The organism is Kitasatospora sp. NBC_01266 (assembly GCF_036242395.1).
Classification (GTDB): domain Bacteria; phylum Actinomycetota; class Actinomycetes; order Streptomycetales; family Streptomycetaceae; genus Kitasatospora.
The window spans coordinates 4,106,389-4,129,545 of the sequence record NZ_CP108458.1 but is presented as its reverse complement, the minus strand read 5'-3'; the positions used below and the strand labels follow the sequence as shown (position 1 = coordinate 4,129,545).

Below are 23,157 nucleotides of genomic sequence, written 5' to 3'. Positions count from 1 at the left end.
GCCCCCTGATGGAAGGCGCTGTCCAGTTGGGCTCCGGTCCCGTAGCCGGTCACCGCCTGCTGCCCGACGTTGAGGGAGGTGTTCCCGTTCGGGTCGAGGTTGGTGCCCTGGAGCGCGTTCTGCACCGCGTACTGGGCCGCCTGGGCGACCGCGGCTTTGCCCGCGTTCGTGATGTCGATGTCAGTGGTGACGCTCTGCGCCGTGCTGTCGGGTGGTAGCTGTTGCCCATGTTCGTGATCATGCTGCTGACCTGGTTGTTCACCAGCGGCCAAAGGCCGATACACGCCCCGTGTCCACGAAAGGCCGCGATCCCTGGGGCGCGAGGTGGAGCGGTCGCACATCGGCCTGTCTCCCGGCTCAGCCGGCTCAGTCAGGAGAGCGTCTTCAGCGCCGCCGCATCGAAGGGCTTCAGCTCCTCGGACCGGCCGCGCAGGACCTTCGCCGCCCACTGCGGGTCCTGGAGCAGCGCGCGGCCGACGGCGACCAGGTCGAACTCGTCGCGCTCCAGGCGGTCGAGGAGGTTGTCGATGCCCTGGACCGGCGCGCCCTCGCCGCTGAAGCCGCGGACGAAGTCGCCGTCGAGGCCGACCGAGCCGACGGTGATGGTGGGCCTGCCGGTGAGCGCCTTGGTCCAGCCCGCCAGGTTCAGGTCCGAGCCCTCGAACTCCGGGAGCCAGTAGCGGCGGGTGGAGGCGTGGAAGGCGTCGACGCCGGCTGCGGCGAGCGGGGTCAGGATCGCCTCCAGCTCTGCCGGGGTCTCGGCGAGCCTGGCGTCGTAGGCCTCCTGCTTCCACTGCGAGTAGCGGAAGATCACCGGGAAGCCGGGCGAGACGCTCTCGCGGACCGCGGCCACGATCTCGGCGGCGAACTTCGTCCGGGCCACGGGGTCACCGCCGTAGGCGTCGGTACGGCGGTTCGTCCCCGCCCACAGGAACTGGTCGAGGAGGTAGCCGTGCGCGCCGTGCAGTTCGACGCCGTCGAAGCCGATCCGCTCGGCCGCCGCGGCGGCCTGGGCGAAGGCACCGATGACGTCGTCCAGGTCGCGCCGGGTCATCGCCCTGCCGGTGCCCTCGGTGCCGTCGACGCGGATGCCGGACGGGCCGACAGCGGGAGCGTCGGTGTAGGGCAGATCGCCCTGCTTGCGCACCATGCCGATGTGCCACAGCTGCGGCACGATCGTGCCGCCCGCCGCGTGAACGGCCTCGGCGACCTTCGCCCACCCCGCCAGCTGCTCTTCACCGTGGAACCGCGGCACCCGGTCGCTCTGCCCGGCCGACTCGTGGCCGACGTAGGTCCCCTCGGTGACGATCAGGCCCACACCCGCGGCGGCGCGACGGGCGTAGTACGAGCGAACGTCCTCACCCGGTACGCCGCCCGGGGAGAACCTGCGCGTCATCGGAGCCATCACGATGCGGTTCGGGACGGTCAGGCCGTTCAGCGCGACGGGCCGGGACAGGATCTCGGCCGCGCGGGAGGCGTAGGACGCAGTGCTGGTCATGGGCGTTCCTCGTTACCAGGCGGTATGTGCGCGCGCATTGAATACGCCTAGATGCGAACCGCTCGCACGGTCGCGGCATTTCGCCCATCCGGCGAGCAGTCCTGTGATCCCGGACACGTGACTCGAGGACGGTCAACTGCTCGTTCGGGTCATGACCCTCGGCAGCCGCGGAGATGCCGTGCTCGCCGCGCCGGAAACGTCCTGACCTGCGGCTGAGCACTCCGGTCCCGAACGGCCCTGGAAGGTGCGGCGGTACGCGGCGGGTGAGACGCCGACTGCGGCGGCCAGGTGCTGGCGCAGCGAGGAGGGGCTGCCGAATCCGGCGTGTTCGGCGACCCGGTCCACCGGAAGGTCGCTGGACTCCAGCAGCCTGCGGGCGAGTTCGAGGCGCTGGGTGGTGAGCCAGTGGCCGGGGGTCTGGCCGGTCTCGGCGAGGAACCGGCGGCTGAAGGTGCGCACGCTCATGCCCGCCTGGGTGGCGAACTGGGCGAGCTTGATGGGCTGGTGGAGCTGCCGGAGGGCCCACTCGCGGGCCCCGGCGGTGTCGCTGCCGGTCGCGTCGGGGACGGGTCGGGCGATGTACTGGGCCTGTCCGCCGTCGCGCCATGGCGGAACCACGCATATGCGGGCGACCTGATTGGCGATCTCGCTGCCGTGGTCGCGGCGGATCAGGTGCAGGCAGAGGTCCATCCCGGCAGCGGCGCCGGCCGAGGTGAGTACGTCGCCGTCGTCCACGTAGAGCACATCGGGATCGAGCGGGGTCCGCGGGTACAGCTCGCGGAAGCGCTCGGCGTGGATCCAGTGCGTGGTGGCGGGCCGGCCGTCGAGCAGCCCGGCGGCGGCGAGGACGAAGGAGGCCGTGCAGATCGACACCAGGCGGGTGCCGGGCCGGAGCCGGCCCAGAGCGGCGGCGACCGGCTCGGGGAGCGGGTCGCTGACCCTGAGCGGGTCGTCGATGGCCGCCACGATCAGGGTGTCGGCGGTGGCGATCACGCTCGCGTCGTGCTCGACGGCGATCGAGAAGTCCTCGCTGGTGCGCACCGGCCGACCGTCCGGGGTGCAGGTGAGCACCTCGTAGGGCCGGTCGCCGTCCGGGCCGCGGGCCAGGCCGAAGGCCTTGGCGGGGATGCCGAGTTCGAAGGGGAAGACGCCGGGGAGAGCGAGGACGACGACGCGGTGCACGGCCTGCTGCATGGCCGGATCCTCTCACTAGTTGGCAATCCGGCCACTCGTTTCGGCAGCCGGGCGGCGGCAGGCTGCTGATCGACCGCGAACGAGACGGGGGAGTGAATCCGGATGGCGGAGAAGATGACGGCCGTGGCCTTCGAAGAGCCGGGCGGGCCGGAGGTCCTGAGAGTCGTGGAACGGGAGCGGCCGGTACCCGGTCCGACGGAGATCCTGGTCCGGGTGCACGCGGCCGGCGTCAATCCGGTGGACTGGAAGACCCGGGCGGCCGGTGTCCTGCTTGTCCCCGGCGAAGGCATCGTGGGGTGGGACGTCTCGGGGGTGGTGGAGGCCGTCGGACTCGGCGTGACGCTCTTCCGGCCGGGTGACGAGGTGTACGGCATGCCGGGCTTTCCGCGCATGGTCGGCGCCTACGCGCAGTACGTGGCCGCTCCGGCACGCCACTTCGCCCCCAAGCCGGCCGGACTCGACCACGTGCGGGCGGCGGCCCTGCCGCTCGCCGCGCTCACGGCCTGGCAAGCCCTGGTGGACACGGCGGCCCTGCGGGAGGGGCAGCGGGTCCTGGTGCACGCCGCGGCAGGTGGCGTGGGGCACCTGGCGGTGCAGATCGCCAAGGCGTACGGCGGGTACGTCATCGGCACGGCCAGCGCGGGCAAGCACGAGTTCGTGCGGGGGCTGGGTGCGGACGAGGTGATCGACTACACGGCGGTCGACTTCGCCTCGGTGGTCTCCGACGTGGACGTGGTGATCGACCCGATCGCCGGGGACTACCAGGAGCGCTCGCTCTCGGTGCTGCGCAGCGGTGGCACATTGATCACCCTCCCGGCCCGGGAGACCGAGGCGATCGCCTCGGCCGCGGCCGCGCGCTCCATCCGCTCGGGCTTCATGCTGGTCGAGCCCGACCGGCGGGCGCTGTTGGCCATCACGGAGTTGGTCGAGACCGGCAGGCTGAAGGTGCACATCGACGCCGTCTTCCCGCTGGCGGACGCCGCCAAGGCCCACGGGCTCGGTGAAACCGGCAGGAGCACTGGGAAGTTGGTGCTCACCGTCGACTGACGAAACGTCATCATGCGTTATCCAAAGGGCAGTCGGAGGATGGATGAAGAGGTCTCCAGTCGTGGCAAGTGGTCAGCAGTCAGCCGGCCGACCGGTAGTGGCGGCGAAAGCTGTCGCCACTCCGTGGCTGACGATCTCGGTTGTCCTGATCGCCCTGTTCATGGCGGTCCTCGACTCGTTCATCGTCGTGGTCGCCGATCCCTCGATCGAGGCGGACCTGCATGCCTCCGCCGGCGATGTCCAGTGGGTGCTGGCGGGTTATCAGCTGGGTTACGCGGTCTTCATCATCACCGCTACTCGGCTGGCTGACCGGTACGGCCGCAAGCGGATCCTCCTTCTCGGGGTGGCCCTGTTCACGCTGTCATCAGTTGCTTGCGCGCTCTCACCGAACGCGGAAAGCCTCATCGCCGCGCGGGTCCTCCAGGGCCTGGGAGCAGCCCTGATGGTTCCCCAGGTGTTCGCGTACGTCACGGTGCTGGTGCCGGCGGCGGGGCGGCACAGCGTGTACGGCGTGCTCGGCACCGTCATGGGTACGGCCACCATCAGCGGACAGCTCATCGGCGGACTGCTGATCGGCGCCGACCTCCCCTCGGCCGCCGGCTGGCGGCTGGTGTTCTGGGTGAACGTGCCGATCGGAATCGTCCTGTTCCTCCTCGCAGTGCGATACCTGCCGGAGACAGGCTCAGCCGCCACCCGCAAGCCGGATGTTCCCGGCGTCCTGGTGCTCAGTGCGGCCCTCTTCCTCCTGGTGCTCCCGCTGATCCAGGGGCAGCAGGCAGGCTGGCCAGGGTGGGTCTGGGCCTGCTTCGCGGGCAGCGCGGCCGCGTTCGGCTCGTTCGTCGCGATCGAGCGGGGCCTGGAACGGCGGGGCGGGGACCCGCTGGTGCCGCTGACGCTGTTCGAGCAGCGCTCGTTCTCGCTCGGGATCGTTCTCGTCCTCGCCCTGTACGCGCTGATCTACTCGTACTACCTGGCCTTGTCGGTAACGATGCAGCAGGGCCTCGACCTGTCGCCGCTCGGCGCGGGCCTGGTCTACGCGCCGGCCGCCGCCGCGTTCTTCGTGTTCAGCATGGTGGCGAGCCGGACCATCCCGAAACATGGACGACGTGTCCTCGAGATCGGGGCGGTCATCCTGGCGAGCGGTTACCTGGCGACCGGCCTGTTGCTGGTGTCCGGCCCGCGGATCACTCCGCTGCTCGTGGTCCCCACCCTCGTCCTGCAGAGCGTCGGCGGCGGACTGGTCATCACGCCGGCGCTCAACACGGTGCTGAGCCGCGTCGAGCCGGCGTCGGCCGGTGTCGCGTCAGGGGTCCTGTCCACGGCTCAGCAGTGTGGCGGGGCGCTGGGCGTTGCCGTTGTCGGAGCGGTCTTCTTCGGTTCGTTCCATCCCGCGGCAGTCGGCAGGGTTGCCGCCGCCGGCCACGCCTTCGCCGTCGCGTCCTTCGGGACGTTCGTCCTCGCTGTCATCGCGGGCATCGTCGTCTTCCTGCTGCCGAAGCAGCCGGTTGCCCGGGCCTGAGTGCGAGGGGCACCGGTCATGGCCGGGGCCATGAAGGAAGCGGGCCCAGCCGTCGCGACTTCCGGGCAGGTCCGAGCCTTGATCCACGGACGCACCCGCCGGACAGGTGAACTCGCGCATGTCCGGGACGGTCGGCAGCGCGGCTGGCTTGTATGCGGACGATCCGCTTGGGAACCTCCTCCCCGGCGGGCCCGGCGCCAGCCGCGCAGGGTTGCCGTCCAGGACTGTCAAGCCGCCCAACCTTGCGTGGGCCCTGACGAAAGTGACTGATGCCATGAGACCGTTGCGCACCGAGCGCGCGAATGCCCCGCGTCGGATCCTGACCGCCCTACTGCTGGGCGCGACCTCGCTCGCAGTGCTGGCGCTGCCGACGAGTGCCACCGCTCAGGACAGCCGGGCGAAGGGCTGGGGGGCCAACTCCACCTACCAGCTGGGCGCGGTGGACACCAGCAGCCGGCCGACACCGAGCGCGATCCCCGGGCTGACCGGCACCGAGCTCACCTCGCTGGTGGCGGGCGGAAGCAACACCGACGGCTTCGGCCTGGCGCTGCTGCGGAACGGCACAGTGAACGCGTGGGGCAACAACGGCAACGGCCAGCTCGGCGACGGCAGCACCGCCAACCACTCGACACCCGGCACCGTGGCCGGACTGAACGGTGTGCGGGCGATCGCCGCCGGCTGCTACCACAGCCTGGCGCTGCTCAACGACGGCACGGTCCGGGCCTGGGGCTACAACGGCAACGGCCAGCTCGGCGACGGCACCACGACCAGCCGCACCAACCCGGTCACCGTGGCCGGACTGAACGGTGTGCGGGCGATCGCCGCCGGCTGCAACCACAGCCTGGCGCTGCTGAACGACGGCACGGTGCGGGCCTGGGGCTACAACGGCTACGGCCAGCTCGGTGACGGCACCACGACCAGCCGCTCCAACCCGGTCACCGTGGCCGGACTGAACAACGCCCAGGCGCTCGCGGGCGGCCAGAACCACAGCGTGGCACTGCTGAACGACGGCATGGTGTCGGCCTGGGGCTACAACGGCAACGGTCAGCTCGGTGACGGCAGCACCACCAACCGCTACACCCCGGTCGCCGTCCAGAACCTCGCCAACGCCCGCTCCCTGGCGGCCGGCGGCAACTCCACCTACGCCCTGCTGGGCGACGGCACGGAGCGGGCCTGGGGCTACAACGGCTACGGCCAGCTGGGAGACGCCAGCACCACCGACCGACTCACCCCGGTCGCCGTCCAGAACCTCGCCAACGTGAAGTCCATCGCCGCCGGCCAGGTGCACGCACTGGCCCTGCTGAGCGACGGCACGGTGCGGGCCTGGGGCTACAACGGCTACGGCCAGCTCGGCGATGGCAGCACCACCAACCGCTCCACCCCGGTCGCCGCGGCGGGCGCCAACAGCTACCTGACCTTCATCGCCGCACCGAGCTACGGGCACTTCAGCCTCGCCGCCTGATCCCCGCTCCCCAGGGCCCGGAACCCCAACTGAGACCAGAACCGGGGTATGACGAAGGCCCCGACCGGAAACCACCAACCGGTCGGGGCCTTCAACTGCCTTGGCGGGCCCGGCTAGCCGTACAGCTGCGTGATCTCCGCTGCGGCGCGGGCAAGTTCGACGCGCGCCTCGGGCGGGGCGAGGATCTCGATGTCCGTGCCGAAGGAGAGCAGGGCGCGGGCGGCCCGGACGGCCGGGAAGGCGAAAGTGAGTTCGGCCCACTCGCCGTCACCGGGGGCGGGCGGAACGGCCACCCGGGAGCCGTGGATGCGCAGCAGCATGTCGAGGCGGCTGCGGCGGGCGCGGACGAGGACCCGTACGCTTTCAGGCACCCGCTCGACCTGGTCGCGGAGCACCGTCCACACGTCCGCGAGGCCGAGGCCGGGCCGGTGGCACACCGGGTCGTCGGAGACGGTGGCGGCCAGCACCCGGTCCGCCCGGAACAGCCGGGGCTCGCTGTCCAGGTCGGCCACCAGGTACCAGACGCCGGCCTTGCTCACCAGCCCGTACGGGTCGACGGTGTACTCGCTCGGCTCGCCGGCACCGCTGTGACGGTACGTCAGGACGATTCTCCGGTCGGTGAAGACGGCCCGTTGCAGCTCGCCGAGGTCGGCGGTGCCGTTCGGTTCGGCCCGCATCCAGCGGGCGGGGTCGATCAGGATCCGCTGGCTGGTGCGCTCGGCCGCCGGGCGGTGCGGGGCGGGGAGGGCGGCCATCACCTTGCGCAGCGCCGAGTTGATGGCGTCCCCGAGGCCGAGTGCCTGGTGCGCGCACTGGGGGGAGAGGACGAACAGCGCGCGGGCCTCGTCACTGGTCAGCCCGGTGACGTCCGTGCGGTAGCCGGGCAGCAGGTTGATCCCGCCGTGTCGGCCGCGCTCGGCCCAGACGGGGACGCCGGCCACCGACAGCGCCTCCACGTCCCGGTAGACGGTGCGGACGGAGACCTCCAGGCGTTCGGCCAGCTCGGTGGCGGGCACCTGGCCGCGCGTTTGGAGCAGCAGCAGGATCGACAGCAGTCGGTCGGCCTTCACGAGATCCCATTAAACCTGACGCGAGGTGTCAGGTATTGCCGGAAGAGTGTCCCTCGCAAGGAAGAACGCCACTGCGCACAAAAGGAGTTGCTCCGATGGACCCGCGTCCCCTCTACATCCGCACCCTCGACCAGCTGGAGACGGTCCTCGCCGGGATCACCCCCGCCGAGCTCGACCGCCCCACTCCGTGCACCGAGTACGACCTGCGGGCGCTGCTCGGCCATGTCATCGGCGGGATCCACCGGATCGCGTACGTGGGCGAGGGCGGCCGCGCCCTGGACGTGTCCCCCGCGGTGGACCGGATCGACGACACCGACTGGTCGGGCGCCCTGGGCCGGGCCCGGACCCGCGCGATCGCCGCCTGGGCGGACGACGCCACGCTCGACCGGATCGTGGAGGTCCCGTGGGGCGCGGTGCCCGGCCGGATGGCGCTGGGCGGCTATGTGATGGAGGCCGCCACCCACACCTGGGACATCGCCCAGGTGGTCACCCCGCACACCGCCCTGGACGAGGAACTGGCACTCGTCTCGCTGGGTATCGCCGAGAAGGTGCTCCCGGCCGAACGGAGCCGCGAGGGGCTGCCCTTCGGCCCGCTGCAGGAGGTTCCGGCCGACGCGGACGCGTACGCCCGCCTGGCCGGCTGGCTGGGCCGGGCGGCCTGAGGATCACCGCTGCGGGATCGAGTACCCGCAGCGGTGACCACTCCCGGGGTGGGTCGTGGTCGCTTCATCCCAGGCTGCGGAACGCCGCAGGAGTCGCCCAGCCGCGCAGCACGGCGTGAATCGTGGAGGTGAACGCCGTCTCGGCCGTGGCGGCGTCGATGGCTCCTGCCAGTTCGAGAGTCACGAGCCCGTGCAGGGCCACCCAGAGCGAGACGGCGATCAGCGTGGCCTCACCGTCGAGGACGGAACTCGCCACGGCGCGGTCGATCGCCGCGAGGAGCGGCCGGACGGGGTCGCGGGTGCCGACCGGACCTGACGGGTCGAAGGACTGGGCGGCGCCGAACAGCACCATGTAGAGGTGGCGGTTCTCGCTTCCCCATCGCCGATACGCGGCGCCCAGTGCGTAGAGGTCGGCGAGAGCGTCGTCGGAGTCCGGGACCACTGACAGGTCGTGGAACAGCCCCGCGACCGCCCTGTTGCGCACCTCCTCCACCAGTGCGTCCTTGCCGTCGAACAGCGTGTACACCGCCGCCGTCGACGTCCCGGCGGCAGCGGCCAGGGCGCGGACGGTGACCGCCTCCCGCGGACGGGTGGCGAACATCTCGGTTGCACACACCACGAGACGTTCTTTGACGGCGTCGTCGTTCGTTCTGGGCCTACCCATGGAGACCAGTCTACCCGCTTTGATAACATCGTTTTGAAACGGTGTTCTGAAATCACTGGGAGACTGCCATGCCACCGTCCGTCATACGTGCTGCCCGCTTCGCCGGTCGCCTGCTGCCGGCTGCGGCCGCCGTCGTGGCCCTGATCGTCTTCTTCCTCGCGCTGATCGTCCTCACGAAGGGGGCGGGCTCGGGCTTCGCCGCGTGGGCGGCGACCGTCGGGGTCGCGATCACCGCCGCACTGTGGCGGGGCCGGCGACGTGCCTGGCGGGAGCGGCTCGTGCCGTTAGTGCCGGTGGCCATCGCGGCGGCGTTGACGGCGTCGGTCTGCATCCCGACGGTGCCCACCGCGAGGAGGTATCCACCAGCCCTGCCGTTCGTGGCCACGCAGTACTGGAGCCTGGCCACGGGCAGCCGGGTCGCGGTGTACCACTACCCGCCCGCCAGCGGCAGCACCCCGCACCCCGTTCCGCTCGTGTACCTCAACGGCGGCCCCGTGCGCGGCATTTCGCTGCTCGACCATCAGTTCCTGCAACTCCTGGCGCGCCAGGGCTACGACGTCTACGCCTACGAGCAGGCCGGCGGCGGACGGAGCGATCTGCTTCCCATGGACCAGTACACGATCTCCAGGGAGGTCCGCGACCTCGGCGCTTTCATCGACCGGCTGGGCAAGGGCAGTGTCGACGTCCTGGGATTCTCCTCGGGCGCGGTCGTGCTCACCCGGGCCCTGGCCGATCCGGACACAGCCGCGCACCTCCATCGGGCGGTCATCGCCGAGCCCGGCCCGATGGACGGCCCCACCTCGCGTCTCACCGGCAACGAGGGCCGGCCGTCCGCGCGCGACATCGCACCGGCCATGACCGGACCGCGCTCGACGCACGTCCCGCGCTACGCCGTCGCGTTCGGTCTCATGCGGCTCGGGCTCCTCGACCCCGACAGTGGGCTGGTGGGTCAGGCCGAGGGTGACAACGCGTTCACCGCCGCCGATCTCGGCAGCGACACCGCATCCGGCTACTGCGCGAAGGACGCGCACCGCATTCCCGTCGAGGACACCACGCAGAACTTCTCCTTCAGCGCCGCCGCCAGCCTCCGCGTCCAGCAGACGATCAAGGAATCACCCTCCATCGCCCCGCAGTTGAGGCTTTCCCGGACGCCCGCGATGCTGATGATCGCCGAGTGCTCCTCCCAGGTCCGGACGTGGGAGACCACCATCCTCGCCGACGATCCCGCCATCCAGCGCACGCAGTACATGCCCGCAGTCGGACACCACATGTGGAACGGCCTCGACGACAACGACCAACGGGCCGTCGCCGCGATCACCGCGTTCCTCCAGGACGAGCCGGCGCCGCTGCCGAACTACCCGACCCGCAGTGACATCGCCGCGTTCCTCCGCGACCACAGGTGACGAGGACCCGCGGCGCGCGTTCCAGCCGCCGGTGCGCGGCCGGGTCCTGCTCCCGTAGGGCCGAGAGTGCGGACCTCGGCCGTGATGTCGAGGCGCTACCAGCACGTCCCGACCCTGGGGTGCACGACATCGACGCACCGCGGTGGTGACCCCGGAAGCCGATCGTTCCGGCAGAGCCCCTTCCGCGACCACCGACGAGAGCGGTGCCGCTGGATCACCCGGCGCGGTACGCCCGTAGGAACGCCGCAACGCCGCCGGTGATCAAGCGGTTGGTCTCCTCCTTCGACAGCGGGAGGACGCCGTAGTGGGAGAGCTGGACGATCAAGTGTGAGGTCAGTGTCATGAAGTGAGCACTCGCCATGGCTGCGTCGCCGTGCACATCGATCAGGCCTGCAGCGGCGAGGCCTGCCATCACGTCGGCGAGCGCGCGGCCGATCGGGGCCGGTCCGGCGTCCTTCCACGCCTGCAGCACCTCGGGCGGCACATGGTCGGCCTCGGCGTGGATGTGGCGGACGAGTGCGAAGTGGGCCGGGTAGTCGGCGATCAAGCCGACGAACGCGCGGGTCAGGGCGACGAGGTCGCGCTCCAGGTCGTCCGGGTGCGGCGGGCGTTCCGGGTCCAGCAGGGCTTGCATTCGGGCGAGTTGGGCGTCCCGCACCTCGCCCGACGTCCAGCTGACGACGGTGCGGAAGAGCTCCGCCTTGCCGCCAGGGAAGTGGTTGTAGAGCGTGCGCGTCGAGACGCCGGCCGCGGCGGCGAGCGCATCGACCGAGGCGCGCGTGTAGCCCTCACGGCCGAAGACCGTGCAGGACGCGCTCGCGATGGCGAGCTGCTTCTCCAGTCTCCGGGGCGGGACTTCGTGCCGCGCCCTCTCCATCCAGGCATCGTTGCCGCTGCCCACACTCGCCTCCTCGCGATCTACAACGACCGTTGCACTTTTGACAACGCACGTTGTACTTTACCGGAGCGGGAGTCGCAGCGGGCGGCCGACCCGCTCAAGGAGGGGACATCGCCATGCCTGCCACCGAAGTCGCGCCCACGGCCACCGCCGCTCACGAGGACGCGCCGCTGCGCGTCGCCGTCATCGTCGGCAGCGTTCGCGAGGGCCGCGCGGGCCGCGCCGTCACCGACTGGTTCCTCGGCACCGCGGCGGGCCACACCGGGTTGGAACTGGACGTCATCGACCTCGTGGACGTCCAACTGCCGCTCGTCATGCCCGGCTGGGGCGGCACCCCGAGCCCGGAGGCCGTAGCCGCACTGGCAGACGTCACACCGCGGCTGGCCGCCGCCGATGCCTTCGTCATCGTCACTCCCGAGTACAACCACAGCTTCCCGGCCGCACTGAAGAACCTCATTGACTGGCACCACGGGCAGTGGCACGCCAAGCCGGTCGGCTTCGTCTCCTACGGCGGGCTCGGCGGGGGCTTGCGCGCCGTCGAGCAGCTCCGGCTGGTCTTCGCCGAGCTGCACGCCATGACGGTGCGCGACTCCGTCAGCCTGCACGGGCCGTGGTCGGGCCTCGCGGAGAACGGTGCGCCGCGCGACACGGCCGTGTGCGAGGGCGCGGCCAAGGGCATGCTCGGCCAGCTGAACTGGTGGGGGCGGGCGCTGCGGGCGGCTCGCGCAACCCATCCCTACGAGGGCTGACGGGGGCGCGGAGCCGGCCGCGACACAGGGCCGCAGCAGCAGCCGGTCGGGTCATCGGCGGAGGAGCACCGGACCGTGCCCACGGTGCCCACGGTGCTCAACCGCGCGATCGCCGTCATGATCATCGGCTCCGTGATGTCGGTACTCGACATCATCCCGACCGCAGGGTGGGCGATGGGACGGATCGGCGCCAAGCGCGCCTAGCTGACCGCCCTCGCGCTGTTCACGCCCGGGTTGCTGCTCGCCGCGTGCGCGTGGGCGCGGGCAGCCTGATCGCGTTCCGCGTGGTGCGGGGGCTCGGCGGCGGGCTGCTCATGCACGTCGGTACGGCGATGGTGATGCGCGCCGCAGACCGTGCACGGCTCGGGCTTCCCGTCCCGTCGGACCGGCCGCCGGGCCGATCCTGGGCGGCTGGCTGATCGACACCGTGTCCTGGTACCGGATCTTCTCCGTCAGCCTGCTCGTGGGCGCGGCAGCGCCGGCGCCCGCCGCGAAGCTGCTACGCCCGCCGCGCCGTTCAGCACCTCATCCGCGCCCAAGCTGAACGTCCCGGGCCTGCTGACGCTCTCGCCGGGCTTCGCACTGTTGCTGTTCGGGGTCGGCTCGGGGTGGAGAGCGCGGTGACTTCGCCTCGCCTGGCGCGCTCGTCCCCACTCTCGCCGGTGCCGTACTCGTCGCCGCCTTCGTGTGGCGCGCGCTGACGGCCCGTGAGCCGTGCTTGCGGCAGGTCCGGGGCATGAGTGCGACGGCGGCGGGAGCGCTGGGCGCGCCGGTCGAGCTCACCGTCGGTGCGACGATGCAGATCGCCGCGGCGGGTCCTCGCCAGGCCGCCGACATCGTCGGCCCGCTCCGCTCCGTGTGGACGGAGGGATTCGACGCGGCGTGATCGACATCTCTACGGCGAGCGGTCCCGGACAGCGCGATGCCGGGACGGGACGGCGGGCCATCTGCCGGCGGAGGGTACGAGATTCGAACTCGTGAGGGGCGCCCCCGACACGCTTTCCAATTCTCCTCGTCACTGTGCAGACAGGTTCGCCGTTGTCCTGACCTGCGGCGGAGGAAGTCTCGGCACACTGCCTGAACCCCGGCGGACGGGGCCTGAATGAGACCAGAACTGAGACCATCGGCCGCAGGCCGATCCACCAAAGCCGCGCCTGCTGCGCTCCGCCTCGCCGTGCTGGGGCCGATTGCGCTCCGCCCCGCATGCAGGCTCCAGACACGCGGACTCCCAGCGGGGGTTCTTTCGGACCCCGCCCCCGCTGGTCTCGATTCAGTGCTGGCCTATTCCCGCACCAGGCGTATCGCGAGGACAGTTCCGTCCGACCGGAAGGAGGTCGCACCCCAATCACTGACGTCGTCCGGCGTGGGCCAGTCCATGCGACGTTCGTATGCCTGTCGGCGGTACTCCTCAACCTTGCCGACCACAAGAAGGTCGTACAGATCCGTGGCCATGCCGGAGAAGGCTTCGACGCGACGGCCGTTGATGCGGAAGACCTGGTCGGTACCGACATACCGCCCGTCCGCGAAGGTGGCTTCGGCATCATGGACGCTTGCCGTGCCGGCGAAGGCCGTCTCGCTGAAGTGCTTGCCTCCCTGCTCTGCTATCAGGTAGCGGCCCACCGTCCCTCCGCCGCCGGCCAGTGAGAGCTGGCCGGCGGCGTGGGCCCGGGCGACCACCCGACCGAACCAGGCGAGTTCCTTCTCGGGGACACAGAAGGCATTGTGCTGGGCGGCTCCGCGCTTCGTCGGGACAGTCACGGAGTTCACGTACGGCAGAGCTCGGCGGCCGATGGCCACGTCAGCAGTGCCGGCACCGGATGCCGGCCGTGCAGGGAGCACGACGCCTCCCCCGGCCTGCAGCACGTGGACGGTGACTCCGGCCGCGGCCAGGAACTCGGTCGACGTCAGGAGCGCTGGGGTTTCGTCCCACCGGCCGAGGTGGAAGCGCTCCACCCGCTCACCGCTCCGAGCCAGTTGCTTGTACGTCGTGCGGGAGCTCGCGGATGTCTTCGCCGTCACCGCCTGGTGGTTGCCGTTCACAGTCACTACGAAGATCCGTGATCCTTCGCCGGGCCGCCACGCCTCCAGTAGGAAGTCCGGCCGCGGCCTCGCACCCAGAGTCCCCGCCGGCTTGGTCCGGGCGAAGCCGGGAAGCAGGGCGATCTCCGCGTCGATGATGCTGACCAAGTGATCCGGAAACCGCTCGCGGATCACCCGCTCGGCGACCGCGAGCCCGAAGGCCCGTCCCAGCTCCCGTGCCTGCATGGCCCGATAGGAGAGCTCGGGCGCCTTCCCCTCATTCGTGAGGCACAGGTTTCCGTGCCGGTCTCCGGCGAAGGCACGGCAGTACTTCAGTCCCTGCCAGTGCTCGGCCAGCCCCCTTCCGCGTCCCTGGCGCGCCAGGGTCGTAGCGCGTGAGAACGTCGCCAGCACGTCCCACGGAGTTATCTGCAGCGGGACCCGCTCGGCAGGGGCGACTTGGTCGAGGCCCGGCTTGCGGGGGCCGTGGACGTCCTTCTTGATCCCCTTCTTCGCCCGTTCGCGATCGATGGCGGCAGCTGCCTTGCCCATTCCCTCAACGAGCGCGGACGAGGAGTTCACCTGCACGGCCAGAGGCTCGCTGAGACGTTCGATGACTTCGAAGGCAGTGGAGTCCATGACATTGGACGGTAGGAATCGCCACCAGCAACGACAAGAGGGCCTATTCGGAAGGAGGCCGGTTCAGGCCAAAGACAGTGTCGAACTTGTACGGTCTGAAACGCCCGGCGAGCAGCGGTTGAAGATCACGGACCATGTGCAGTCCCAGTCCCAATGACAGGCGGCGGCTCGGGCATTCCACCTGCGACAGTGCCGACGCGCTCCCCATGCATACGCACCACACCGGATACTCCTCGTACGCTCTTTCCACCCGAATCCGGGTCTGATTCCCTGACGGGGAAGGCACTCGGGTTCGACCAAGAGGTGGGATATGGAGCGCGCGACCCAGGGGACAGCACGGGTGGCACGGGTGGCACCGGCGAGCGGCGGCCTGCCCGCTTCCTCGGAAGCCTGTCACGGCCGGTCCGGGAGGAACTGCTGAGTATCGGTTCCCCGAAGCAGTATCCGCCCGGGAAGAAGATCCTGGTGGAAGGGGAGGCGGGCGATCACCTGGTGCTCCTGAAGACCGGCTGCGTGAAGGTCACTGGCACGCTCGGCAACGGGCATGAAGCCCTGATCGCCATCCGGGTCGGCGGAGACGTGGTCGGGGAGATGGCCGTGCTCGACGACGTGCCCAGGTCGGCCACGGTGACGGCGTGCGACGACGTCGACGCGCACGTCGTCCAGGGCCGAGCGATGCGGAGCTTCCTCGACAAGTGTCCCGAGGCCGCCATTCAGATCGTGCGGCTCAGCAACCGCCGCCTGCGTATGGCGAATTCCTGGCGCATCGCGTTCGGTGAGTTCCCCGTTCGAGTGCGGCTGGCCCGTGCGCTCGCTGAACTGGCCGAGAACTACGGCCGACGCATCCACTCGCACACCATGATCTGCCTCGACCTCACACAGATCGAACTCGCCGCGCTCATCGGAGCGAAGCAGAGGGCGGTACAGGGGGCGCTGGCGGGTTTTCGCGACGAGGGGATCGTCGGCACCGGCGGCCGCCGGATGGTGGTGATCAAGCTGGACCGCCTCCGGGCGATCGGACTCCTGCCGATGATCGGCCGTTGACAGGACCTAGGAACCCGCATTTCTGCGGCCTGTGCGGAGTTTCCGGTCCACCGGTCGCACAGTGGGCGTGCAACGCAAGCAACTGTCCACTCTCATCGAGCAGGTGATGGTTCACATGACGTCGCACCCGACCGTCCGGCCCTGGGACAAGCCCCGGCCGGACGTCACCAGCCGCCTCTGCCTGGCGGCGGACATCGAGCAGTACAGCCGCTTCGACACCCCGGACCAGCGGGCCGCGCAGGCCCAACTCGCCCGGGTGCTGCGGACGGCAGCCGAACGCAGCGGGCTGGACCACGGCAAGTGGTCCACCCAGCCGCAGGGCGACCTGGAGTTCGCGGTTCTCCCGCCCGGCACTCCCGATCAACTGGTGCTGGGCGAGTACGTCACGCACCTGGCGGCCGAGCTCGCCGGCTACAACGCCACCCGCCGGCCCGCCGAGCGGATGCGCTTGCGGTTGGCCATCGACACCGGCGTGGTCGCCACGGCCGCCCTGGGCTTCGCGGGCCCCGCCCCGATCGCGGTGGCCCGCTACCTGAACGCACCCGAGGTGAAGCAGGCCCTGGCGGCTGCCGGCTCGGCGAGCTTGGCCGTGGTGGTCTCCGACCGGCTCTACCAGGACGTGGTGCGCTCGCGGTTCTACGGACTCGACCCGGAGCAGTACCGCCGCATTCACGTGCAGCAGAAGGGGTTCGCCGGGTACGGCTGGGTCCGGTTACCCGGTGTGGACCCGCAGGACGGGCGGGAGCCCTGGCCGGGTGCGCCGGATGACGGGCCGCGGTCCCCGGCGCGAGTGGCGGAGCGGGAGCAGCCGAGCTTCGTGCAGCACGGCGTCCACGGCACCGGCATCCAGGCGGCTGTGATCCACGGGCCCATCATCCACGGGGCGGTGCCCGGCGGGGCAGGCCGATGAACGACGACCCGCCCGCCGGAGGCTGCACCTCCTGCGGGAACGCGGCGGGCGGCAACCGCCAGCAGGGCGCCCGGGGCCTCTCCGTCCAGGGCCGGACCGGCGACGTGCACTACTACGCCGCCGCCTGCGACCACCACTCCGCCGCGAGCGCGCGGCGGCGCACGGCCGGCTTCTCGCCGGTCCCCTACGAGACGCTGCGCGAGCAGTTGCACCGGATCATCCGGGCCTGCTCGCGCATCGTGGACGACCTGCGTGACGACACCGACGACTCGGGAGGTGCACCATGGGACTGATCCCCTACAACCGGGTGTTCGACGTGCTGGAGCACCGGTTCCGGCCCGCCGACCTGCCCTTCCCGGTCACCACGGCCGACGGCCCGGCCCGGCTCTCCGCCCTGGCGGCCCGGCGGGCGCTGTACGGCAGGGCGGCGGACCCGCAGCTCCGCGAGGAGATCTGGCGCGAGGCCGTCGGCGCGGCGCAGCGCGACACCGGCGCGGCCGGACCCGACCGACTGCTGGCGCTCTGGCTGGCCCTGCCCGCGATGCGGCGAACCGTCTACCGGGTCGCGATCCGGTGGCCGATCGACCGGCGGGAGCTCGAATCCGAGGCACTGCTCGCCCTGTTGGCAGCACTCACGGACGTGAACCAGCAGACCAAGGAAGCCGGCCGCGCACTGCTGCGCCCCGCCATCAACCAGGTCTGGGCGTTCGCCCGGGCCCGCATCCGGGAGCGACCGGTGGCGGATGTCGCGGCGCTGGCCGCCGCCCACCTCGCCGTGGAGGCGCCCGCGGAGTCACCGGTCAGCGACTGGCAGGATGGCTGGGAGCTGCGCGTGGCGCCGCCTGCCCGGCCTGACGGTCTGTCGGCGACGGTGCGGTTCAGCGTCTCACCCGAGCGGCTGGAGAGCTTCCGACTGGGCGAACTGGCCGGGTACTTGGGCCTCGGGGAGATCGTGCACCGGGCGCGACGTCCGAGCGAGGGTAGCCGGATCGGCACCCTGTCGCTGCGTCAGACCGGAGGGCGGCGATGACCCCACGCTCCGGCACCTGGATGTCGTTCGGCGAGGCGTTCGACCTGCCGCTGGCCGTCGACCTGCGCACCGCAGCCCGCGCGCTCGGGCTCTGCCCCGCCACCGCCTACAAGCTCATCCACCAGGGTTCTTTCCCCTGCTCGGTCCTGCGCCTCGGGTGGCAGTACCGGATCCCCACCGCCGGACTGCTTCGAGCGCTCGGGATCGAGGAGCGTCCCGTCTACCCGGCCGATCTGCGAGCCGGTGCCGACTTCGCGGAACGGCGCGATCGTGCAACGGAGTCCGAAACGGAGGACTACACATGAGCATCGTGGCCGTCGCAGGTCCGGAGCCCGAGGAGGTGCCGATGACGACTTGTTTCGTCATCGCGCCCATCGGCAACGAGCACGCCCCGGACGGGAGTCAGGAGCTCCAAGCGTTCGAGGAGAACCTGGAGATCTACGAGAAGGTGATCCTGCCCGCCTGCGCCAGGCACGGCATCGTCCCTATCCGGGCGGACGGGATCGCCGACTCGGGCGAGATCACCGAGCAGATCTGCCGCCACGTGCTGCAGGACGACATCGTGATCGCCGACCTCACCGGGGGCAATGCCAATGTCACCTATGAGATCGGGATCCGGCACCTGACCGGCAAGCCCATCATCCACATCGGCGAGCACGGGCAGCTGCCGTTCGACCTCTCGCTGATCCGGACGATCATGTTCAAGCGCAGCCGGAGCGGGCTGGTCAGGGCGCGGCGGGACCTGGAGAGCGCGCTGGAGGGTGCCCTGCACAACGGGTTCGAGCCGCTGACCCCGGCCCGGATTCTGTTCGGGCTCCCAGCGGTGGCGCCGTCGCCGACTGTGCTCGAGGCGGAGCCGGACGACCCGGAGGCCCCCGGGCTGATCGACCGCTTTGCTCGAGTGGAGGAGCAGATGGAGGCGATGGGCGAGACCTCGGAGGCGATCGCCGGGTTCATGACGGTGATCGCCGAAGTCGGACTGCAGATCGGTCCCGTGATGGAGCGGGCCTCCCAGCCCGGGGCGCCGATGAGTGCTTGGCTGCCGGCGATGACCGAGTTGGCGAAGGCGATGGCCGAGCCGGCCTCCGGTCTCCGGGAGGCGTGCACCCGTTTCGCCGGGCAGATGGTGGAGATGGACGCGGCGGTCCAGACGGCTTTTGACGTCATCGCGGCGATGCCGCCCGAGCAGCGTGACGGTTCGCCGACCGGCTTCCTGGAACAGATGATCAGTATCGCCGAGTCCACCCATGAGGTGGTGGGCGTGCTCGGCGAGGTCGAGGTCGGCATGCGGTGGCTGGTGAAGATGAGCCGGGAGCTGCGAGTGCCCGGCCGGGACCTCACGGCCGCGGTCAAGCAGGTCAGTGGCGTGATGACCCGGATCGCGGATTGGGAGCGCCGGGCCCGCGCGCTGATCTGACCGCGCGGCGGGTGGCTCCGGCGACAGTTGCCAGGGCCACCCGCCTGGGCTTCCCGCGCCGCACACCAGCCGGCCGGGTGAGCCGTGCTATCGGCTCACTAGTGGAAGTCCTCGCCCGCCCGGGTAACCGCCGCCATTCGGCTGAACAGGGCGGCACAGGAAGCCAGATGATCGCGTTCGGCTCGTGGCTGTCTGACGGATTGGCAGGGGCTGGCGACCCTCTTCATCGAACACCAGTCCATATTGCGGCTCTTTAGATGCAGCCTCCGGCGAGGCGCAGTCGGAGGATATTCACGTGGATGCGGTACAGACCGGGCGCTGACGAGGCCAGCTATGTGGAGACTCGTGGCTGATGGGCGCGGGGTAGCCCTTGGGGCCACCATCGTCCTGGGTCTGCTGCTGGGCCGAGTGTGCGCGGTTCTGGAGAGGGCTGTCGAGGAAGTGCCTGCCCGGCGGGAGCTTCGCCGGGCCCTCCGGCCGCCGGTCGCGCGCGGCCCCGGCGGGGCATTTGCGCCGGGGCCGCGCCCGGGAGTTGCCGCCTCATGCGAGCCTGAGGCAGTTCCGAGGAACGACGAAGGCCCGGACCGCTGTGCGGTCCGGGCCTTCGGCCGGCGGAGGATACGAGATTCGAACTCGTGAGGGGTTGCCCCCAACACGCTTTCCAAGCGTGCGCCCTAGGCCTCTAGGCGAATCCTCCGTGGGAGAGCTTAGCCCATGTTCAGGGGTGCTCGCGAACCGCTATCTCGCAGGTGGATGGCGGGGGGTCGCCTGCGGATCGGAGAGTGGGGGAGGGGGACGGAGTGGGGGTCGGGATCCGGTACTCTAGTGCCAGCCCCTCGTGTGGCGTTATCTCTCTGAACCCCCCCAGGGCCGGAAGGCAGCAAGGGTAAGAGGGCTCTGGCGGGTGCACGAGGGGTCTTTGCGTTCCTGGCGGGCAGCGGGGGACGAGGGGCGACGCGTTTGTCCGCGCGTCCCGATATCGTCGGTGGCGTGTCCCTAGCCCTGTACCGCCGCTATCGCCCCGAGACTTTCGCCGAGGTCATCGGGCAGGAGCACGTGACCGCTCCGCTCCAGCAGGCCCTGCGCAACAACAGGGTCAACCACGCGTACCTCTTCAGCGGCCCGCGCGGCTGTGGGAAGACGACGAGTGCGCGGATCCTGGCGCGCTGTCTGAACTGCGAGCAGGGGCCGACGCCGACGCCGTGCGGGGAGTGCCAGTCCTGCCGCGATCTGGCGACGGGCGGGCCTGGGTCGATCGATGTGATCGAGATCGACGCCGCTTCGCACGGTGGTGTGGACGACGCGCGTGAGCTGCGGGAGCGGGCGTTCTTCGCGCCGGTGCACAGCAGGTACAAGATCTTCATCCTGGACGAGGCGCACATGGTGACCTCGGCCGGCTTCAACGCGCTGCTCAAGGTGGTGGAGGAGCCGCCGGAGCACCTCAAGTTCATCTTCGCGACCACGGAGCCGGAGAAGGTGATCGGGACGATCCGGTCCCGGACGCACCACTACCCGTTCCGGCTGGTGCCGCCGGGGACGCTGCGGGACTACCTGGCCGAGGTGTGCGGCCGGGAGGGGATCCAGGTCGAGGACTCGGTCTTCCCGCTGGTGGTGCGGGCCGGGGCCGGGTCGGTGCGTGACTCGATGTCGGTGATGGACCAGCTGCTCGCGGGGGCGGCCGAGGGCGGCGTCACCTACCGGATGGCCACCGCATTGCTCGGGTACACGGACTCCGCGCTGCTGGACGAGGTGGTGGACGCGTTCGCCGCGCAGGACGGGGCGACGGTCTTCCAGGTGATCGACCGGGTGGTCGAGGGCGGGCACGATCCGCGGCGGTTCGTGACCGACCTGCTGGAGCGGCTGCGGGACCTGGTGATCCTGGCCACTGTGCCGGAGGCCGGTGAGAAGGGGCTGATCGATGCTCCCGCCGACCGGATCGCGGTGATGCAGGCACAGGCCGACCGGTTCGGGGCGGCGGAGCTGAGCCGGGCCGCCGACATCGTCAACACCGGGCTGACCGAGATGCGCGGCAATGCCGCGCCGCGGCTGCAGCTGGAGCTGATCTGCGCCCGGGTGATGCTGCCCGGTGCCTACTCGGACGAGCTGTCGCTGATGGCACGGCTGGACAAGCTGGAGCGGCGCGGACCGATGCTGGGCGCCGGGGCGGTCCCTGGGCCGGTCCCAATGGCCCCGGTCCCAATGGCCCCGGCCCCGGTCGCGGCTCCGGTGGCGCAGGTGATGCCGACCGCGCAGCCGCCGATGGCACCGACCCCGCCGGCTCCGGTTCAGCAGCCCGCACCGGCCGCCGCCCCCGAGCCGTCCGCCCCCGCCCCCGCCCCCGGAGCCTGGCCGATCCCGCGCAGCTTCCCCGCCCCCGGCGAGGCCGCGGCGGCCCCCGTGCAGCAGCCCGCCCCCGTGGCGGCGACGCCGGCCCCGGCGCCAGTCGCGCAGCCTCAGCCGGCGCAGCCGATGCCGCAGCCACAGGTGCAGCAGCCGATGCCGCAGCAGTCGGGTCCCTCGGCGCAGCAGCAGCAAGGGGCTGCGCAGGTTCGCCAGATGTGGCCGCAGGTGCTGGAGGCGGTGAAGAACCGGCGCCGGTTCACCTGGATCCTGCTCAGCCAGAACGGCCAGGTGGCCGGCTTCGACGGCAGCACGCTGCAGGTCTCGTTCATCAACGCCGGCGCCCGCGACAGCTTCGTCAGCAGCAACAGCGACGATGTGCTCCGCCAGGCCCTGGCCGACGCGCTCGGGGTCGACTGGCGGGTCGAGTGCATCGTCGATCCGTCCGGCGGCACCCAGACCCCGCAGTCCGGCGCCGGGGCCGGCAGTGGTGGCGGTGGCTGGGGCGCTGCCCCGCAGGCCCAGCGCCCGGCGGCACCGGCGGCGACGGCCACGGCGGTCGGTGGCTTCGGTGGTCCGCCGCCCGGCCAGGCGGTGGCGCCCGCGCCGGGTTCGGTCCCGTCCGGCCCGGTCCAGTCGGCGCAGTCGACGGCGCCGGTCACCGCACCACCGTCCCAGCAGTTCCAGCAGGCGCGACCGCCGCAGGCCCAGACCCAAGCCCAGAGCCAGGCACCGGCTCAGAGCTCGTCGCAGCCCGTCAGGCCGGAGGACGAAGAGGTCTCGGCCGATGACGTGGCCGTGGCCGGCGTGCCGGGGGAGAGCGTCTCGGGGCAGGAGTTGATCATGCGCGAACTGGGCGCGACCGTGCTGGAGGAGATCCAGCACGGTGGCTGAGCGGTCCCTGCTCCGGCCGGGCCGTCGGGTGGCGCCGAGCGCGTAGGCTCGACTCGACGAGGTCCGACGGATGACATGGGGATGGCCCGGGGGCGACCCGGTGTGGCACCGTCCAGGACCCGCTGTACCACCTACTTACTTGTACTCAGGCAGGAGTGAACCGTGTTTCCTGGCGGCCAGCCCAACATGCAGCAGCTGCTCAAGCAGGCGCAGAAGATGCAGCAGGACCTCGCCAAGGCCCAGCAGGAGCTGGCCGAGACGAAGCTGACCGGTTCGGCGGGCGGTGGCCTGGTCGAGGCGACGGTGACCGGCAGCGGCGAGCTGGTGGCGCTGACCATCGCCCCGGCGGCGGTCGACCCGGAGGACACCGAGACGCTGGCCGACCTGGTGCTCGCGGCGGTGCGCGATGCCAATGCGGCCGCGCAGAAGCTGCAGGCGGACCGGATGGGCCCGCTGACCCAGGGCCTGGGTGGCATGGGCGGCGGCATCCCCGGCCTGCCGTTCTGACCCTGACCTGACCCCCGCCCCCGAACCAGGCCGGGCCGGCCCCGCCGCTGCTCGGACGGCAACACCGACAGCGGTGTGGTGCTTCTGTGTCGGGAGTCGTGACAGCTCGGGGTCAGCTGGTGGAACAGTTCGATCAGAGTCGACTTTCGGGCGTCGGACGGTGTGTCCGGCGCCCGGTTCGTTGGATGATG

22 protein-coding genes, 1 tRNA gene and 1 other RNA gene are annotated in these 23,157 nt (G+C 70.9%); 17 read left to right on the top strand and 7 right to left on the bottom strand.

All coding sequences use genetic code 11. The annotated features are described in order from the left end of the window. Window positions 1–370: 370 nt before the first annotated feature. Window positions 371–1,498: an NADH:flavin oxidoreductase gene (locus OG403_RS17885; protein ID WP_329565559.1), complete on the bottom strand. Its 1,128-nt coding sequence runs from the start codon at window positions 1,496–1,498 to the stop codon at window positions 371–373. A 132-nt stretch (window positions 1,499–1,630) separates the two neighbouring features. Then, window positions 1,631–2,692, bottom strand: a complete 1,062-nt coding sequence (locus OG403_RS17880; protein WP_329565557.1) for a GlxA family transcriptional regulator — start codon at window positions 2,690–2,692, stop codon at window positions 1,631–1,633. Between the two features lie 102 nt (window positions 2,693–2,794). On the opposite strand from OG403_RS17880, the gene OG403_RS17875 reads away from it, so the two are divergent. The 3 genes from OG403_RS17875 to OG403_RS17865 all read left to right on the top strand — a co-directional run bounded on the left by OG403_RS17875 (window position 2,795) and on the right by OG403_RS17865 (window position 6,720). Continuing rightward, complete coding sequence (locus tag OG403_RS17875; RefSeq protein WP_329565555.1) at window positions 2,795–3,739, top strand: NADP-dependent oxidoreductase; 945 nt, start codon at window positions 2,795–2,797, stop codon at window positions 3,737–3,739. A gap of 61 nt (window positions 3,740–3,800) precedes the next feature. After that, entirely contained in the window at window positions 3,801–5,258 is a 1,458-nt protein-coding gene (locus OG403_RS17870) for an MFS transporter (RefSeq protein WP_329565553.1), read from the top strand. A gap of 274 nt (window positions 5,259–5,532) precedes the next feature. Beyond that, complete coding sequence (locus OG403_RS17865) at window positions 5,533–6,720, top strand: RCC1 domain-containing protein (protein ID WP_329565551.1); 1,188 nt, start codon at window positions 5,533–5,535, stop codon at window positions 6,718–6,720. A 113-nt stretch (window positions 6,721–6,833) separates the two neighbouring features. On the opposite strand, the gene OG403_RS17860 is transcribed toward OG403_RS17865, so the two are convergent. Beyond that, window positions 6,834–7,790: a helix-turn-helix transcriptional regulator gene (locus tag OG403_RS17860; protein ID WP_329565549.1), complete on the bottom strand. Its 957-nt coding sequence runs from the start codon at window positions 7,788–7,790 to the stop codon at window positions 6,834–6,836. Window positions 7,791–7,885: 95 nt separating this feature from the next. Between OG403_RS17860 and OG403_RS17855 the strand changes: the two genes are divergently transcribed. Further along, a complete protein-coding gene (locus tag OG403_RS17855) occupies window positions 7,886–8,452 on the top strand; it encodes a TIGR03086 family metal-binding protein (protein ID WP_329565547.1) in 567 nt (188 codons plus the stop codon). A gap of 64 nt (window positions 8,453–8,516) precedes the next feature. On the opposite strand, the gene OG403_RS17850 is transcribed toward OG403_RS17855, so the two are convergent. Further along, entirely contained in the window at window positions 8,517–9,116 is a 600-nt protein-coding gene (locus OG403_RS17850; RefSeq protein WP_329565545.1) for a TetR/AcrR family transcriptional regulator, read from the bottom strand. A gap of 134 nt (window positions 9,117–9,250) precedes the next feature. Between OG403_RS17850 and OG403_RS17845 the strand changes: the two genes are divergently transcribed. Beyond that, on the top strand, window positions 9,251–10,519 hold the full coding sequence (locus tag OG403_RS17845; RefSeq protein WP_329565543.1) for an alpha/beta fold hydrolase: 1,269 nt from the start codon (window positions 9,251–9,253) through the stop codon (window positions 10,517–10,519). Between the two features lie 214 nt (window positions 10,520–10,733). On the opposite strand, the gene OG403_RS17840 is transcribed toward OG403_RS17845, so the two are convergent. Further along, window positions 10,734–11,420: a TetR/AcrR family transcriptional regulator gene (locus tag OG403_RS17840; protein ID WP_329565541.1), complete on the bottom strand. Its 687-nt coding sequence runs from the start codon at window positions 11,418–11,420 to the stop codon at window positions 10,734–10,736. A 113-nt stretch (window positions 11,421–11,533) separates the two neighbouring features. Between OG403_RS17840 and OG403_RS17835 the strand changes: the two genes are divergently transcribed. The 3 genes from OG403_RS17835 (at window position 11,534) to OG403_RS17825 (ending at window position 13,052) form a co-directional block, all read left to right on the top strand. Further along, on the top strand, window positions 11,534–12,166 hold the full coding sequence (locus OG403_RS17835) for an NADPH-dependent FMN reductase (RefSeq protein WP_329565539.1): 633 nt from the start codon (window positions 11,534–11,536) through the stop codon (window positions 12,164–12,166). Window positions 12,167–12,241: 75 nt separating this feature from the next. Then, window positions 12,242–12,370, top strand: a complete 129-nt coding sequence (locus OG403_RS17830; RefSeq protein ID WP_329565537.1) for a hypothetical protein — start codon at window positions 12,242–12,244, stop codon at window positions 12,368–12,370. 532 nt (window positions 12,371–12,902) lie between these two features. Further along, the gene (locus OG403_RS17825; protein WP_329565535.1) at window positions 12,903–13,052 is read left to right on the top strand and encodes a hypothetical protein; all 150 of its coding nucleotides are present in this window, start codon (window positions 12,903–12,905) and stop codon (window positions 13,050–13,052) included. 395 nt (window positions 13,053–13,447) lie between these two features. Here the strand turns inward: OG403_RS17825 and OG403_RS17820 are convergent, their stop codons facing one another. Next, window positions 13,448–14,824, bottom strand: coding sequence for a hypothetical protein (locus OG403_RS17820; protein ID WP_329565533.1), 1,377 nt, complete (start codon window positions 14,822–14,824; stop codon window positions 13,448–13,450). Between the two features lie 390 nt (window positions 14,825–15,214). Here OG403_RS17820 and OG403_RS17815 point away from each other — a divergent pair, with 390 nt between their 5' ends. The 6 genes from OG403_RS17815 to OG403_RS17790 all read left to right on the top strand — a co-directional run bounded on the left by OG403_RS17815 (window position 15,215) and on the right by OG403_RS17790 (window position 19,225). Further along, window positions 15,215–15,868 carry a Crp/Fnr family transcriptional regulator gene (locus tag OG403_RS17815; protein ID WP_329572349.1) on the top strand — a complete coding sequence of 218 codons (654 nt, stop codon included), beginning with the start codon at window positions 15,215–15,217 and terminating at the stop codon, window positions 15,866–15,868. 115 nt (window positions 15,869–15,983) lie between these two features. After that, window positions 15,984–16,778, top strand: a complete 795-nt coding sequence (locus OG403_RS17810; protein WP_329565532.1) for a hypothetical protein — start codon at window positions 15,984–15,986, stop codon at window positions 16,776–16,778. Further along, complete coding sequence (locus OG403_RS17805) at window positions 16,775–17,071, top strand: hypothetical protein (protein ID WP_329565530.1); 297 nt, start codon at window positions 16,775–16,777, stop codon at window positions 17,069–17,071. The genes OG403_RS17810 and OG403_RS17805 overlap by 4 nt, the downstream gene beginning before the upstream one ends. Further along, window positions 17,062–17,808, top strand: coding sequence for a hypothetical protein (locus OG403_RS17800; protein ID WP_329565528.1), 747 nt, complete (start codon window positions 17,062–17,064; stop codon window positions 17,806–17,808). Before OG403_RS17805 ends, OG403_RS17800 begins: the two co-directional genes overlap by 10 nt. Next, window positions 17,805–18,113 carry a helix-turn-helix domain-containing protein gene (locus tag OG403_RS17795; protein ID WP_329565526.1) on the top strand — a complete coding sequence of 103 codons (309 nt, stop codon included), beginning with the start codon at window positions 17,805–17,807 and terminating at the stop codon, window positions 18,111–18,113. Before OG403_RS17800 ends, OG403_RS17795 begins: the two co-directional genes overlap by 4 nt. Further along, window positions 18,110–19,225 (top strand): hypothetical protein, encoded by a 1,116-nt coding sequence (locus OG403_RS17790; RefSeq protein WP_329565523.1) that lies wholly within the window; start codon window positions 18,110–18,112, stop codon window positions 19,223–19,225. The genes OG403_RS17795 and OG403_RS17790 overlap by 4 nt, the downstream gene beginning before the upstream one ends. 612 nt (window positions 19,226–19,837) lie before the next feature. Here OG403_RS17790 and OG403_RS17785 read toward each other — a convergent pair. Further along, window positions 19,838–19,922: transfer RNA gene (locus OG403_RS17785), tRNA-Ser, on the bottom strand. Window positions 19,923–20,055: 133 nt separating this feature from the next. On the opposite strand from OG403_RS17785, the gene ffs reads away from it, so the two are divergent. The 3 genes from ffs to OG403_RS17770 all read left to right on the top strand — a co-directional run bounded on the left by ffs (window position 20,056) and on the right by OG403_RS17770 (window position 22,966). After that, window positions 20,056–20,146, top strand: an RNA gene (gene ffs / locus OG403_RS17780) — signal recognition particle sRNA small type. Window positions 20,147–20,215: 69 nt separating this feature from the next. After that, window positions 20,216–22,459 (top strand): DNA polymerase III subunit gamma and tau, encoded by a 2,244-nt coding sequence (locus tag OG403_RS17775; protein ID WP_329565521.1) that lies wholly within the window; start codon window positions 20,216–20,218, stop codon window positions 22,457–22,459. A 162-nt stretch (window positions 22,460–22,621) separates the two neighbouring features. After that, window positions 22,622–22,966, top strand: coding sequence for a YbaB/EbfC family nucleoid-associated protein (locus OG403_RS17770; RefSeq protein ID WP_329565519.1), 345 nt, complete (start codon window positions 22,622–22,624; stop codon window positions 22,964–22,966). The last annotated feature ends 191 nt before the right edge of the window (window positions 22,967–23,157 follow it).

Coding starts and splice junctions, on each gene's coding strand:
- OG403_RS17885 (WP_329565559.1), bottom strand. CDS start 1,498: ATGACCAGCACTGCGTCCTACGCCTCCCGCGCGGCCGAGATCCTGTCC.
- OG403_RS17880 (WP_329565557.1), bottom strand. CDS start 2,692: ATGCAGCAGGCCGTGCACCGCGTCGTCGTCCTCGCTCTCCCCGGCGTC.
- OG403_RS17875 (WP_329565555.1), top strand. CDS start 2,795: ATGGCGGAGAAGATGACGGCCGTGGCCTTCGAAGAGCCGGGCGGGCCG.
- OG403_RS17865 (WP_329565551.1), top strand. CDS start 5,533: ATGAGACCGTTGCGCACCGAGCGCGCGAATGCCCCGCGTCGGATCCTG.
- OG403_RS17855 (WP_329565547.1), top strand. CDS start 7,886: ATGGACCCGCGTCCCCTCTACATCCGCACCCTCGACCAGCTGGAGACG.
- OG403_RS17850 (WP_329565545.1), bottom strand. CDS start 9,116: ATGGGTAGGCCCAGAACGAACGACGACGCCGTCAAAGAACGTCTCGTG.
- OG403_RS17835 (WP_329565539.1), top strand. CDS start 11,534: ATGCCTGCCACCGAAGTCGCGCCCACGGCCACCGCCGCTCACGAGGAC.
- OG403_RS17825 (WP_329565535.1), top strand. CDS start 12,903: ATGAGTGCGACGGCGGCGGGAGCGCTGGGCGCGCCGGTCGAGCTCACC.
- OG403_RS17820 (WP_329565533.1), bottom strand. CDS start 14,824: ATGGACTCCACTGCCTTCGAAGTCATCGAACGTCTCAGCGAGCCTCTG.
- OG403_RS17810 (WP_329565532.1), top strand. CDS start 15,984: ATGACGTCGCACCCGACCGTCCGGCCCTGGGACAAGCCCCGGCCGGAC.
- OG403_RS17805 (WP_329565530.1), top strand. CDS start 16,775: ATGAACGACGACCCGCCCGCCGGAGGCTGCACCTCCTGCGGGAACGCG.
- OG403_RS17800 (WP_329565528.1), top strand. CDS start 17,062: ATGGGACTGATCCCCTACAACCGGGTGTTCGACGTGCTGGAGCACCGG.
- OG403_RS17795 (WP_329565526.1), top strand. CDS start 17,805: ATGACCCCACGCTCCGGCACCTGGATGTCGTTCGGCGAGGCGTTCGAC.
- OG403_RS17790 (WP_329565523.1), top strand. CDS start 18,110: ATGAGCATCGTGGCCGTCGCAGGTCCGGAGCCCGAGGAGGTGCCGATG.